Source organism: bacterium, from assembly GCA_023150945.1.
GTDB lineage: Bacteria > Zhuqueibacterota > Zhuqueibacteria > Zhuqueibacterales > Zhuqueibacteraceae > Coneutiohabitans.
In genome coordinates this window covers 91,320-104,903 of sequence record JAKLJX010000013.1, presented here as the reverse complement: position 1 = coordinate 104,903, position 13,584 = coordinate 91,320, and the positions used below count along the sequence as shown (strand labels likewise).

The following is a 13,584-nucleotide window of genomic DNA, read 5'->3' as shown; positions in this document are numbered from 1 at the left end:
TGCTTCACTCAAGCTTCTGAAACGAGAATTCGATCTGCTTCGCTTCACCCTGACCACCCTCTTTGCCCGCAGTGATGACCAGCAGTGAACCATCGGCATTGAGGATATAAGTGATGCGCTGCGGAAAATCATGCTCGGGATTTTCAAAAACCGCGCGGCCGCCCTCGAGTGAAGTGAGCCGGAACGCCACGGGCAAGCGATTCTCCGCCACTTTCGCGAGGTAGAAGATCTCGCCCCGCATTTCCGCCAGCACCAGCGCCTCGACCAGCATGCTGTCGCCGGTGGCCTTGGAACGGCGCACGCCCTCGCCTTCAAACGTTCTCTCGCTCAGTTTGCGCCAGCTTTCATAAGTGATACTCTTGGCTGATTGGCGTTTCCAGGTGCCCAGCAGCCACTCGAAATCCTTTAGTTTGGGCGCCTGCGACTGTGCCGAAACAAAGCCCGGCAGTCCACACGCCACCGCCAACAGCATGAGTATCACATTTCGCAGCATTTGAAAACTCGCGGTCATGTTGCCACTGCGTCTTGCCGGCATGCCAACCCTCCTTGCCATAATGCAGGATACGGTGATTCGTTGTTTTGACATGAAATCGTTGCTTGATGAGAAAGCAAGACATTCCAACTGATAGAAACAACCCAACTGATAGAATGCCGTTTCATCCATCAGTACTACAACGTTGAGTCGAATTCTCTTGCACAGACAAATAGGCCCAAGGTGCGAAATGTGGAAGCGAAGGGCAACGCCCTGGAAGATCGGTAATCATAAGATATCGCCAAGGCCCAACCGGGCGCCATAGACCCGGGTCGGGAATGCCGCCTCTGCAGGGCTATACGCGATGGATTTTATCGGTTTCCCGGGCGCTGCCCGTGGGCTATGACAGGCGACCCCTTTGGGGTCAAGCCGGCCTTCTAAAGAAGACAGTGTATACTTGACGTTGTAGTATTAGGCAGAGAGTAACCTCGTTGCATAAAAGCAAAGACATTCCCACCGCGAAAATACGAAGACGGGAAGAAAAGAAACAGAGTGGCTGCCATTCAAATCCTGTAAACCCTGCCCATCCTGTCAAGAATCGCCCACACCACCTGCGCGGCTTTCCGCGTGCCGTCAAACCGGCACAACGGTTACAAGACGATGGTCGCCCACACGCGTTCAATGCCGGTATGCAGTAGCTTTGGTTTTTGCAGTAGTGTCTCTCCAAAAATGTTCCACTCTCGGCTGAGCCGAGGTTTCCAGAACTTCGAGTGTCGGGGAAACTTTGAGGGTTTGGATGCAACGGCCAAGCCGTTGCGGGAACATTTTCTCAATGGCTGTTCTTTTCCGCGAAAACAGCGTAGCGGTTCAGCAGGCGCTGCGATCTTGGGCAATCAACCCGCAGTGCCAGCCTGCCGATCACATGGCTCGGTCAGACGAAATTCCGCGTTTGGACATCTCGCCAAAACTTCCTATCTTCGCCGCACTCGCAGCCGGCCTCCGGCTCCGGGATGACCCAAAGGCGCGTCGACGGCCATCAGCACGCGCAACAGATCTCTCCGTCCATGCCGGTGAATTGAGCATGAAAACTCTCATTCACAATGCCGTCATTTTCACCAACGCCGGCGCCACGCCGGTGCTCAGCTCGCATGCCGTCGTGATCGACGGCCATCGCATCGCAGAAATCTCTCCCGAAAACGCAGCCCGGCAGAAGCACCCTGAGGCCGCGCGCCTCGACGCGGGCGGCCGGCTGCTCATGCCCGGCTTGATCAACGCCCACATGCACTTCTACAGCACCTTCGCGCGCGGTCTGGCCCTGCCGCAGCAGCCCCGCGATTTCGCCGAGGTGCTGCGCCTGCTGTGGTGGAAATTGGATGCCAGCCTGGATGACGCAGCGGTCTACTACAGCGCCTTGCTCGCGGCAACCACCGCCGTCAGGCACGGCGTCACGGCCGTGATCGATCACCACGCCAGTCCGAATGCCATCGCGGGCAGCCTCGACCGCATCGCGGAAGCTTTGGAGCTGGTGGGCATGCGCGGCGTATTGTGTTATGAGATCACCGATCGCAACGGCAAGGCCGGCGCGGCCGCAGGACTGGCGGAGAACGAACGATTCCTGCAAAAATGCCGAAACGCCAATCATGAAGACGAACGTCATCTTTTCGACGCCATGGTCGGTCTGCACGCTTCCTTCACGGTCGATGACGATACCCTGGAAGCTGCGGCAGGCCTCAGTCGCGCACACCGTGCCGGCTGCCATGTGCACGTGCTGGAAGATCCTGTCGATCAGCAACTGACGCGCGCGCGCTATGGCCGCGCAGTGATCGAACGGCTGCACGCCTGCGGGATTCTGGGGCCGCAAAGCCTGGCCGCGCATTGCATTCACCTCACGGAAGCCGATCAGGAAGTGCTCGCGCAAACGCAGACGCTGGTGGCGCACAATCCCCAATCCAACATGAACAACGCGGTGGGCCGCACCGACGTCTTTGGTTTGTTGCAGCGCGGCATCACGGTGGGCCTCGGCACGGACGGCATGTCGCCCGCGCTGCTGCCCGACCTGCGCACCGCGAATCTGTTGCACAAGCATGATCTGCACGACTGCAATGCCGGCTGGAATGAGATTCAGCAAATGGCGCTGCGCAACAATCCCGCGATTTATCACCGCCTCACCGGCAAGCGCGTTGGCGCGATCGCGCCGGGCAGCCTTGCCGATCTGGTGTTGATTGATTATTATCCTGCCACGCCCCTGACGTCGGAGAACTTCTGGGGGCATTTGCTGTATGGCATTGCCGAAGCGCCGGTTGACACCACCATGATCAACGGCAAAATTGTGGTGCAGAACGGGAAGTTGCTGCAGCTCGATGAGCAACAGATTGCCGCCGAGGCACGGACGGTGGCGCAGCGCGTATGGCAACGATTCTACGCATGAGCCGCGGCATGGCCGCTGCCGCCAGCGAACGCCCGGATTGCCTTAAGACGAAATGATTTGGGGAAGGACGTATTCGCTCGAATCATCATCTTCTCATTGAATTTCCTGTTCGCCGTGGCGTTTCTGTGCACAGCGCAGCGTTGCGGCTTCTGCCAAATCGCATCGAGAGTAACATGGCCGAGTTACAGGGCATGCCAGTGGGTCGCCATTTGGAAGCAATCGTCGCCGAATGCCGCGCGCAAAATTCCATTGGCGGCTACCCGGCCCGCAAGATGTTTCGCGGCTTTCCGGGATTCGATTTTGCCGTGGATTTTCATGGCCGGCGGCCGGCAACGCCGCTGGGCCCGGCTTCCGGGCCGCACACGCAGATGGCGCAGAACATCGTGCTGGCCTTTCTCGGCGGCAGCCGGATCATCGAGCTGAAGACGGTGCAGATACGCGATCAACTGCAAATTCCGCGGCCGTGCATCGACGTGCGCAACGTGGGTTACAATATCGAATGGTCGCAAGAGCTGCGGCTGCACGAGTCTTATCAAGAGTATGTCAACGCCTGGGTGCTGCTCAAGCTTATCGAGAAGCTGGAGCTGCTCGGCGTGCCGGCCGGCGATCCCTTCTACGCCACGGTTTTCGACCTCTCGGTGGGCTATGATCTAGCGGGCATTTCCTCGCCGCCGATGCAGCGCTGGCTGGCCGGCATGCAGAATGCCGAGGCTGCGATTGCCGCGGCGCTCGCCACGCTGCCGCCGGCGTTCCGCCACTTGCGGCACACCGCCATTCCCCCCAACCTTTCGGATTCGGTGACGCTCTCCACTTTTCACGGCTGCCCGCGCGAGGAGATCGAAAACATCGTGCAGCATTTGATCAGCGTGCACGGCTTTCATGTGATCGTGAAGATGAATCCCACCCTGTTGGGATATGAAACCGTGCGCCGCGTGTTGCACGAAGCGCTGGGCTACACCGAGATGCAACTCGATCCACAGGCCTTCGAAACGGACCTGCAATTTGACGAAGCGGTGGCCATGCTGCAGCGGCTGCAGGCTTTCGCCGGCCGCCACGGCCGTCACGTCGGCGCGAAATTCACCAATACGCTGGTGGTGAAGAATCACGAGCGCATTTTCAAGGATGAATTTATCTACCTCTCCGGGCCGCCCCTGCACGTGCTGGCGATGCACGCCATGCAGCGCTTTCGCCAGGCCATGGGCGCGGGATTTCACCTTTCCTTCTCCGCCGGCATCAACAAACAAAATTTCGCAGCGGCCGTGGCCTGCAACCTGCGGCCGGTTTCCACCTGCACCGATTTGCTCAAGACCGGCGGCTACACGCGGCTGTTCGATTATCTCAAAAATCTCAAGCAAGCAATGGCAGAAACCGGCAGCCGCACGATCGCTGAGTTTATTTTGGCGGACGCGGGCGGAACTGCCGCCAGCGTGGCGGCTGCCGGCGAGATCAATGCCGGCAGAATCGTGCCGGCGCTGGTGCACGATCCGCAGTATCACGCGCGCATGAATCGCAAAGCGCCGCCCAAGATCAACAGCCATCTTGCACTCTTTGATTGCATTACCTGCAACAAATGTCTGCCCGTGTGTCCCAACGCCGCCAACTTCTCGCTTCCCATTGGGAAAAAAAGCCTGCCGCTGATCAACTATCGCGTCGACGACGGCAAGCTCACTGCGATTCCAGCGGGTGAATTCGTGCTGGCGCAGGCGCAGCAAATCGCCAATCTCGCGGATTTCTGCAATGACTGCGGCAATTGCGACACCTACTGCCCGGAGGCCGGCGGTCCGTTCATCGAGAAGCCGCGTTTCTTTTTCACGCAAGCCAGCTTTGAGAAATCCGCGCAGGGCAACGGCTTCTACTTCGCCGCGCCCGACACGCTGATTGGCCGCCTTGCCGGCGAAGAGTATCAGCTCACGCGCGCAGCCGCAGGGCAAAAATACCTTTTCCGGTCAGCGCAGATCGAAATGGAATTCGATCACAACGATCAGCCGCTCGCCTTTGCGCTCGCAACCGGCGCAGCCTCGCCTGAGCTGGTTGACTTGCGGCCGTATCACATTCTGCGCACGCTGCTGGAAGGCGTGCGCGGCGCACAGCAGGTGTATGCCGCTTTGCTGCTGCAACCGGCCGGCAGCCAGTCTGCCGGCGCAGTGCCACCTCCGATTTCCGGTGATTTCAACGTTGTTCCCTCGAGCTGAAACACAATTGGAGAAGAGGTGCTTCATGAAACTGACGCTCAATGGCGCCGCGCAAGAATATCACGGTGATCCGGAACTGTCGTTGCTGCGTTATCTGCGGGAACACGCCGGCGTGCTTTCTCCCAAAGACGGCTGCGCCCCGCAAGCCGCCTGCGGCTGTTGCGTGGTGGAGTTGAACGGCAGAGCGGTGCTGGCCTGCGCCACGCCCATGAAAAAAGCAGCAGACGGCCGCGTGATGACGATCGAAGGCCTCGGTGGCTACCGCCAGTCGGTGTTCGCGAACGCCTTTGTTGCCAGCGGCGGCGTGCAATGCGGGTTTTGCATCCCCGGCATCGTGATGCAAGGCAAGGTGCTGCTCGATCACAATCCCAATCCTTCCCGGCAGGAAGTGCAGAAGGCATTGACCCCGCATTTGTGCCGCTGCACGGGGTACAAAAAAATCGAAGACGCGATTCTGCTCGCTGCCGAAGCGCTGCGCGCCGGCCGTGAAATTCCTGCGCCCGCCGGGGACGGCCGTATCGGCAGCAGGCATCCCAAGTACGAGGCCGCGGATTTGGTGTTGGGCCAACGTCCGTTCGTTGCGGATATGAGCGTTGCCGGCATGGTGTACGGCGCGTTGAAACTGAGTGAGCATCCGCGCGCCAAAGTGCGCGCGCTGCACACGGCGGCCGCGGAAAAACTGCCGGGGGTGCTGCGCGTGTTCACGGCCAAAGACGTTCCCGGTGAACGTTGCATTGGATTGATTATCAACGACTGGCCGTTGCTGGTCGCGGTGGGCGAAGAGACGCGCTACGTCGGCGATGTCATCGCAGGCGTGGTGGCGGAAAGTGAAGATCGCGCGCGCGAAGCGGTGGAAATGATCGAGGTTGAGTATGCAGTGCTCGAGCCCATCACCGATCCGGAAACGGCACTGCGGCCGGAGAGTCCGCGCCTACATCCGGGCGGCAATCTCCTCTCCGAAACCGTGATTGAGCGGGGCGAAGTCGCCGAGGCGTTGGCCGCGGCAGCGTTTGTTGCACGCGGCACCTATCAGACCCAGATGATCGAACACGGCTTTCTGGAGCCGGAATGCTGCCTGGCGCTGCCCACTGCCGACGGCGTGCAAGTTTATTCGCAGGGACAGGGCGTCTATGAAGATCAAAAGCAGATCGCGCGGCTGCTCGCTCTGCCCGAGGCCGGCGTCGAAGTGATTCTGGTTCCCAGCGGCGGCGGCTTCGGCGGCAAGGAGGATCTCTCGGTGCAAGGCCACGCGGCGCTCTTTGCGCGGTTGCTGCAGCGGCCGGTGAAAATCACGCTCACGCGCGATGAGTCGATTCGCATGCACCCCAAACGCCATCCGCTGCGCATGACCTACACGCTCGCCTGCGATCGCAGCGGCCGGCTCACTGCGCTCGAGGCGGACATCCTCGGCGACACCGGCGCCTATGCTTCGGTGGGCATGAAAGTTCTGGAACGCGCTGCCGGCCACGCCACCGGCGCCTATCACATTCCGAATGTGTATGTCATCAGCCGGGCGGCCTACACCAACAATCTGCCCTGCGGCGCGATGCGCGGCTTCGGCGTCAATCAAGTCACGTTTGCGCTGGAGAGCTGCATCGATGATCTCTGCGCGCAGGGCGGCTTCGACCGCTGGCAATTCCGCTATGACAACGCCTTGCGTGACGGCAGCCGCACTGCCACCGGCCAGGTGATTCGCGGCGGCTGCGGCGTGCGCGCCACCTTGCTGGCGGTCAAGGAACCGTTCCAAGCCGCCCGTTACGCCGGCATTGCCTGCGGCCTCAAGAACACGGGCATCGGCAACGGCATGCGCGATGAGGGCAAGGTGAAGATCGTGATTGCCTCACCGCACCAGGTGATCATTCACCACGGCTGGACGGAGATGGGCCAGGGCGTGCACACCATGGCGGTGCAGTTTCTCTGCAATGAAACCGGTATTGATCCCAAGCTCGTCGAAGTGCAAGTGAGCACCGCGGCGGCGGCCTCGGCGGGCATGACCACGGCTTCGCGCGCCACCTCCATCATCGGCAATGCCATCATCAAAGCGGCGCAGCGGCTGCGGCAGGATCTCGAACGCAGCCCGCTGGCGGAGCTGGCAGGCCGCGTCTACGAAGGCGAATGGATTTGTGATTGGACCACCTCGCCCAAGTCCGATCACGAGGAAGCCGTCACGCACTATTCTTACAGCTATGCCACGCAAGTGGCCGTGCTCGATGAGCAGGGCAATGTCGCCAAGATCTATGCCGCCCATGACGCCGGCAGAATCATCAATCCGAATTTGTTCGAAGGCCAGATCGAAGGTTCGATTCACATGGGCCTGGGTTATGCACTCACCGAGGATCTGCCGCTGGCGAACGGTGTGCCGGTGAGCACCCGGCTGCGGCAATGCGGAATTCTGAGAGCCAAAGAGATGCCGGAGATCGAGGTGATCGGCGTTGAAGTGGCGGACCCGCACGGCCCATACGGCGCCAAAGGCGTGGGCGAAATCGGGCTGGTGCCGACCGCGGCCGCGGTGGCCAATGCGCTCTATCAATTCGATGGCCGCCGGCACTATCGCCTGCCCATGCGGCGGAGGCAGAGGCAGCCGGATTGAAGCCAATGGATTCGCCGGTTGGCGCAATGCCCCACAAGTGGGCAGAACAACGAAATCGCGGTAGCAGAGCACTAATGCTGGGTGACCTTGATTTTCCCGACGCTGATAAACCGTAACACAAAGAAAGTCGTCAACGGATTGAAACAACCCAGCGGATAGATAACTACGCCATATTTCAGACAAGCTGAAATCTGATGCCCTGTGGGCAGCAATAAGCCCGATTCGTACACTGTTGTCTCTCACGAGGTATCCACCACCACTGTCATCCAGTAAGGATCTTGTGAAGATTTCGGCACACTGCCGTGTCATTCACCTCAAAAGCTCACCGCGAGACGCGAAGAACGCGGAGAAGGATTCTCTTGATTTCAAAACTCTGCACTCTCCGCGACTCCGCGGTTCATATATTTACTTTGTGGTTAAGAATCTTTCAGAACGCTATTCTGACTCTGCGCACCTTATGGCCTCAAATGCTTCCGCGTGTCATGCAGAAGGAAGCCTGTAAAATCCCCGGCGCCGTGCTCGAATCTTCACGGAATCCTTGCAGAATGACATCGGCTGGAGTCAGGCTTTTGAAGGGAACAGGCCACTCGCCTGCAACTGGAATCGCGGGCGAGGCCTTGAACTGCCAACTTGCGGTTTCACTCGCAAGCTGGCCAATGAGAATCGAAAGCAATCGCCCGGCTATTCAACAGCGGCCATAACCAACCACACGAGTCTTCATGCCCAATCTCTCTCATCTGCGCTGCGTCTCCTGCAACCGCAACTTTTCTCCGGCAGAGATCGACTACACCTGTCCTGCTTGCGGCCCGCTGCACGGCACGCTCGAGGTGTGCTATGACTACGACGCCGTGGCCAAAAGGCTGACGCGCGAAGCGCTTGACGCTAATCGGGATTTCACGCACTGGCGTTTTCAGGAACTCCTGCCGATCAACTATTCCCATTACATTCAACCTTTGGCCGTCGGCGCGACTCCGCTCTATCACAGCACAGTGCTGGCGCAACAGTTGGGATTGCGTTCGCTTTGGATCAAGGATGACGGCCGCAATCCCACCGCCTCGTTGAAGGATCGCGCCAGCTCGGTGGCCATCGTCAAGGCTTTGGAGAAGGGCGTCACCACGGTCACGGCCGCCTCCACCGGCAACGCCGCCTCCTCGTGGTCGGCATTCACGGCAGTGGCGGGACTGCGCACCGTCATCTTTGTCCCGGAAAATGCGCCGGCCGCCAAACTGGCGCAACTGCTGCTCTATGGCGCGCTCGTGCTGCAGGTGCGCGGCACTTACGACGAGGCGTTCGATCTCTGCTGCCAGGCCGCGGAAAAGTGGGGCTGGTACAATCGCAGCACCGCGATCAATCCCTATCTCGGCGAGGGCAAGAAAACCGCGGCCCTGGAAATTGGCGAGCAGTTGCGCTGGCAGATGCCGGATTGCGTGTTTGTTTCCGTGGGCGACGGCTGCATTCTGCAGGGCATGTGGAAAGGCTTCACCGACCTGCACGCGGTGCGGTTGATCGACCGGCTGCCGCGCATGATCGGCGTGCAAGCGCAGGGCAGCGCGCCGTTGGTGCAGGCCTGGCAACAGGGCGCTGCCGCAGCCGCGCCGATCGTGCCCGACACCCTCGCCGACAGCATTGCCGTGGGCGTGCCGCGCGATCAAATCAAAGCGCTGGCAGCGGTACGCGCCTCGCAGGGTGAATTCATCGCGGTGAGCGACGAGGAAATTCTCTCCGCCATGTCGACTCTGGCGCGCCGTGCCGGCGTGTTCGCCGAACCTGCGGGCGCCACGGCACTGGCCGGCCTCACGAAAATGTCGCGCGACGGCCGCCTGCCGGAAAATGCCACTGCGGTGGTGATGGTCACCGGCAACGGCCTCAAAGACATTCAAGGTGTGATGCAGGCGGTGCGCCGCCAGCCGCTGCGTGTCGAGAACAGCCTGGCGGAGGTCGAACGGAAATTGTCATCTCATCAGGAGTCACTATGATCGACCTGCAAATCCATGAGCCAACCTTGCAGCAGGCCGTGCGACGCGCGCGTGAGCGCCATCTCATCATTCCGACGTTTGATCAACTCATGCACCCGGAGAAAATTCCTGCAGCCATCTCCAGCCAACTGCGCCGGGTGGGCTTGTGGGAGGTGAATCCGCTCAACCTGTTTCGCATTACCTGGAAGAATGAACCCCGAGATAGCGGTGGCTTGTTTGGCGGTGTGAATTTTCTCGAAATTCCCGCGCGCCTGAGCGGCGTGCCGGCGCGCATTCTTGCCCTGGTGGGCAAATGGTTTCCCACCGGCGCGCACAAAGTGGGCGCCACCTTTGGCTGCCTGGTGCCGCGTCTGGTGACCGGCCAGTTCGATCCCACCAGCCACAAAGCCGTGTGGCCCTCCACCGGCAATTTCTGCCGCGGCGGCGCTTACAATTCCGCGCTATTGGATTGTGAGTCGATTGCCATTTTGCCGGAAGGCATGAGTCGCGAGCGCTTTGACTGGCTCAAGGCCATTGCCGGCGAAGTCATCGCCACGCCTGGTTCCGAATCCAACGTCAAAGAGATCTATGACAAGTGCTGGGAATTGCGGCGCACGCGCAACGACATCATGATCTTCAACCAGTTCGAAGAGTTCGGCAACTACCTCTGGCACTTTCATGTCACCGGCCGGGCGGTGGAGGAAGTCTTCGCGGCCGTGCACCAGCCCAACCAGCGGCTGGCGGGCTTCGTTTCGTCGACCGGTTCCGCCGGCACGCTGGCCTGCGGCGATTATGTGAAGCAAAAATTTCCCCATGCCAAAATCGTCGCCGCCGAAGCGCTGCAATGCCCGACGCTGTTGGCCAACGGCTACGGCAGTCATCGCATCGAGGGCATTGGCGACAAGCACGTGCCGTGGATTCACAACGTGCGCAACACCGACGTGGTCGCTGCGGTTGACGACGAGGCCTGCATGAGTCTGATCCGTCTGTTCAATGAACCGGCCGGCCAGGACTATCTGGCGGCCAGCGGTGTGCCTGCGGCATGCATCCAACAACTGCCGCTGCTCGGCATTTCCGGCATTGCCAATCTCATCGCCGCCATCAAGTTCTCCCGCTATTTCGAGCTGACTGAGCGCGACGTGATCTTCACGGTGTTCACCGATTCGATGGATCTCTACACCAGCCGCCTGGAGGAATTGCGCGCGGCCGAGGGTCCTTACACCCGTGAGCACGCCATCGCCGATTACCACCGTCATTTGCGCGGCGTGAGCACGGATTTCCTGCTCGAGCTGACGCAGCTCGAGCGCAAGCGGATTCACCATCTCAAATACTACACCTGGATCGAGCAGCAAGGCCGCCGGCTCGAGGAGCTGCAGGCGCAGTGGTACGATTATCCGGATTACTGGCTGGCGATTCAAAATCAAATCGACGAAATCGACCGGCACATCGAAGCATTCAATGCCCGGGTGGCCGGGCCGCAGGCATAATGACTTTTTGAAAGGAGAACACGGTGAGCGACATTTTGCGGCGAGCGCAGGAACTGGAAGGTGAGATCACCGCCTTTTTGTGCGACCTGGTGGCAATCCCCTCGACCAGCGGCAAAGAGGAGCCGGTGATTGCGCGCCTGGAGCAGGAGATGAAAAAACTCGGCTATCATGAAATTCGCCGGGACGGCCTCGGCAATCTCATGGGCCGCATCGGCAGCGGGCCGCGCGTGTTGGCGATTGACGGCCACTGCGACGTGGTGGACGTCGGCAATCCTGACTTGTGGGAAACGCCGGCGTTTCAACCGGTGGTGAAAGACCGCAAGATCTACGGCCGCGGCGCGTGTGATCAAAAAGGCGGGTTGGCAAGCGCGGTTTATGCCGGAAAGATTCTGGCCGAAGTTGGCGTCCCGGCTGACGTGTCGGTGTGGGTGATCGCCACCATTTTGGAAGAGGATATCGAAGGGCTGTGCTGGAAATACCTGGTGGAGGAAAACAAGTTTCGGCCGCACGCGGTGCTGCTGACGGAGCCGACCAATCTCAATGTCTATCGCGGCCATCGCGGCCGGCTGGAGATCAAAGTGAAGACCGAGGGCGTGTCCTGCCACGGCTCGGCGCCGGAGCGCGGGGTCAACGCCATCTATCACATGGCGCCCATCATCAGCGCGATCGCGGAGCTGCACGGCCGGCTGCGCCACGACGATTTTCTCGGCAAGGGCAGCGTCACGATTTCCGACATTCGCTCGACTTCCCCCTCGCTTTGTGCGGTCGCCGATTCCTGCACCATTCATCTCGACCGGCGCCTGACAGCCGGCGAGACCATCGAAAGCAGCCTGGCGGAAATCCGCAATCTGCCCGCATTTCAGCAGGCCAACGCGCAGGTGTGGGTGCCGGAATACCGCGCCGCGAGTTACACCGGGACCGTGTTCCCCATGCCATCCTACATGCCCACTTGGGTGTTGCCGGAGGAACATCCGTTGCTCGCGCGGGCGCGCCAGAGCTACCGCACACTGTTCAACGCCGATCCCAAAGTCGACAAGTGGACGTTCTCCACCAACGGCGTGGGCAGCATGGGCATGTTCAACATTCCGACGCTGGGATTCGGGCCCGGTAATGAAGTGTTGGCGCACGCGCCCAATGAGTATATACCGATTGATCATCTCGTCAAGGCCATGGCGTTCTATGCCGAATTTGCGCACGGCTTTTGAGCCGGCGCAGTGGTGCTGGAGTTTGGCAAGTTCGTGCCCTGCTATTCACGTTTGCTGAAGTCGTATCCGTCCAAAAATGTTCCACCCTCGGCTGAGCCGAGGTTTCTAGAGTTTCAAGTGTCGTGAAGACTCTGAGGATTTTGATGCTGCGGCCAAGCCGTTGCCGGAGCATTCACTCCAAAGTTCGCGACTTCAGCAGGACCCCTGGAGGGGTCTGCCCTGAGTGATTGACGTTTTTCATACTCACCCCATCCCTTTTCAGGAGAAGTTATGATCGGATCGTTGCGTGGCAAAGACTACATCTCGACGCAGGATTGGAGCAGCGAGGAACTCGAACTCGCGCTGGAGACGGCGGCCGAGCTGAAATTCATGTTCAAGAAAGGCGTGCCGCACCGCTACCTGCCGGACAAGACCATCTTTCTGCTGTTTTTCGACAAGTCCACCCGCACGCGCAATTCCTTCGAGGCCGGCATCACCCAGCTCGGCGGCCACGCGCACTTCATCGATTCCTCCAGCTCACAAATTTCCCACGGTGAAAGCGCGAAGGACACCGCCTTGATTCTGTCTTCCTATGGCCACGGCATCGCGGTGCGCCATGATCTCGTGCCCGGCGAAGGCAACACCTACATGCGCGAGATCGCGCGCTGGGCGGACAAGCCGGTGATCAACATGCAATGCGACGTCGATCATCCCTGCCAGACGCTCGCCGACTTGATGACGATGCGCGAGATTTTCGGCAAGGACTTGCGCGGCAAAAAAATCGCGGTGTCATGGGCCTATGCACCCTCCTACGCCAAGCCGCTGTCGGTGCCGCAGGGCCTGTGCCTGCTCATGCCGCGCTTCGGCTTGGACGTGGTGCTGGCGCATCCGCCCGAGTATGATTTAATGCAGCCGGTAATCGCAGCAGCGCAAGCCAACGCACGGGCGGCCGGCACCAAATTCGAAATCGTGCATGACATGGATGCCGCCTGCGCGCAAGCCGACATCATCTATGCCAAAAGCTGGGGCATCGAGTCGCTGTTCCATGAGCCGCAGCGCGCTTTGGAAATTTCCAAAAAGTACCGCGACTGGATTTGCGACGAGCGCCGCATGCAGCTCGCCAAGCCCAACGCGATCTACATGCACTGCCTGCCCGCCGATCGCGGCAATGAGGTGACGGATGCCGTGCTCGACGGGCCGCAGTCGGTGATTTATCAGGAAGCTGAGAATCGCCTGCACACCGCCAAAGCGATCATGGCGCTGACCATGTAACCCG

The 13,584-nt window shown here is 60.1% G+C and carries 8 protein-coding genes; 7 read left to right on the top strand and 1 reads right to left on the bottom strand.

The window, feature by feature from the left end; all coding sequences use genetic code 11:
- Nucleotides 1-4: 4 nt before the first annotated feature.
- Nucleotides 5-535 carry a DUF6265 family protein gene (locus L6R21_17200; protein MCK6560935.1) on the bottom strand — a complete coding sequence of 177 codons (531 nt, stop codon included), beginning with the start codon at nt 533-535 and terminating at the stop codon, nt 5-7.
- A gap of 1,018 nt (nt 536-1,553) precedes the next feature.
- Here L6R21_17200 and ssnA point away from each other — a divergent pair.
- The 7 genes from ssnA (at nt 1,554) to L6R21_17165 (ending at nt 13,580) form a co-directional block, all read left to right on the top strand.
- Nucleotides 1,554-2,900 carry a putative aminohydrolase SsnA gene (ssnA, locus tag L6R21_17195; protein MCK6560934.1) on the top strand — a complete coding sequence of 449 codons (1,347 nt, stop codon included), beginning with the start codon at nt 1,554-1,556 and terminating at the stop codon, nt 2,898-2,900.
- Nucleotides 2,901-3,073: 173 nt separating this feature from the next.
- The gene (locus L6R21_17190; GenBank protein ID MCK6560933.1) at nt 3,074-5,092 is read left to right on the top strand and encodes a glutamate synthase; all 2,019 of its coding nucleotides are present in this window, start codon (nt 3,074-3,076) and stop codon (nt 5,090-5,092) included.
- Between the two features lie 25 nt (nt 5,093-5,117).
- Entirely contained in the window at nt 5,118-7,682 is a 2,565-nt protein-coding gene (gene xdh, locus L6R21_17185; protein MCK6560932.1) for a selenium-dependent xanthine dehydrogenase, read from the top strand.
- A gap of 719 nt (nt 7,683-8,401) precedes the next feature.
- The gene (locus L6R21_17180; GenBank protein MCK6560931.1) at nt 8,402-9,658 is read left to right on the top strand and encodes a threonine synthase; all 1,257 of its coding nucleotides are present in this window, start codon (nt 8,402-8,404) and stop codon (nt 9,656-9,658) included.
- Nucleotides 9,655-11,124, top strand: coding sequence for a pyridoxal-phosphate dependent enzyme (locus L6R21_17175; GenBank protein ID MCK6560930.1), 1,470 nt, complete (start codon nt 9,655-9,657; stop codon nt 11,122-11,124). Before L6R21_17180 ends, L6R21_17175 begins: the two co-directional genes overlap by 4 nt.
- A 23-nt stretch (nt 11,125-11,147) precedes the next feature.
- Nucleotides 11,148-12,329, top strand: coding sequence for a YgeY family selenium metabolism-linked hydrolase (locus L6R21_17170; GenBank protein ID MCK6560929.1), 1,182 nt, complete (start codon nt 11,148-11,150; stop codon nt 12,327-12,329).
- Between the two features lie 270 nt (nt 12,330-12,599).
- On the top strand, nt 12,600-13,580 hold the full coding sequence (locus L6R21_17165) for an ornithine carbamoyltransferase (GenBank protein MCK6560928.1): 981 nt from the start codon (nt 12,600-12,602) through the stop codon (nt 13,578-13,580).
- Nucleotides 13,581-13,584: the final 4 nt, after the last annotated feature.

What these genes read in the sequence shown, in the direction of transcription:
- L6R21_17200 (MCK6560935.1), bottom strand. Translation starts at nt 535, where the DNA reads ATGCCGGCAAGACGCAGTGGCAACATGACCGCGAGTTTTCAAATGCTG.
- ssnA (MCK6560934.1), top strand. Translation starts at nt 1,554, where the DNA reads ATGAAAACTCTCATTCACAATGCCGTCATTTTCACCAACGCCGGCGCC.
- L6R21_17190 (MCK6560933.1), top strand. Translation starts at nt 3,074, where the DNA reads ATGGCCGAGTTACAGGGCATGCCAGTGGGTCGCCATTTGGAAGCAATC.
- xdh (MCK6560932.1), top strand. Translation starts at nt 5,118, where the DNA reads ATGAAACTGACGCTCAATGGCGCCGCGCAAGAATATCACGGTGATCCG.
- L6R21_17180 (MCK6560931.1), top strand. Translation starts at nt 8,402, where the DNA reads ATGCCCAATCTCTCTCATCTGCGCTGCGTCTCCTGCAACCGCAACTTT.
- L6R21_17175 (MCK6560930.1), top strand. Translation starts at nt 9,655, where the DNA reads ATGATCGACCTGCAAATCCATGAGCCAACCTTGCAGCAGGCCGTGCGA.
- L6R21_17165 (MCK6560928.1), top strand. Translation starts at nt 12,600, where the DNA reads ATGATCGGATCGTTGCGTGGCAAAGACTACATCTCGACGCAGGATTGG.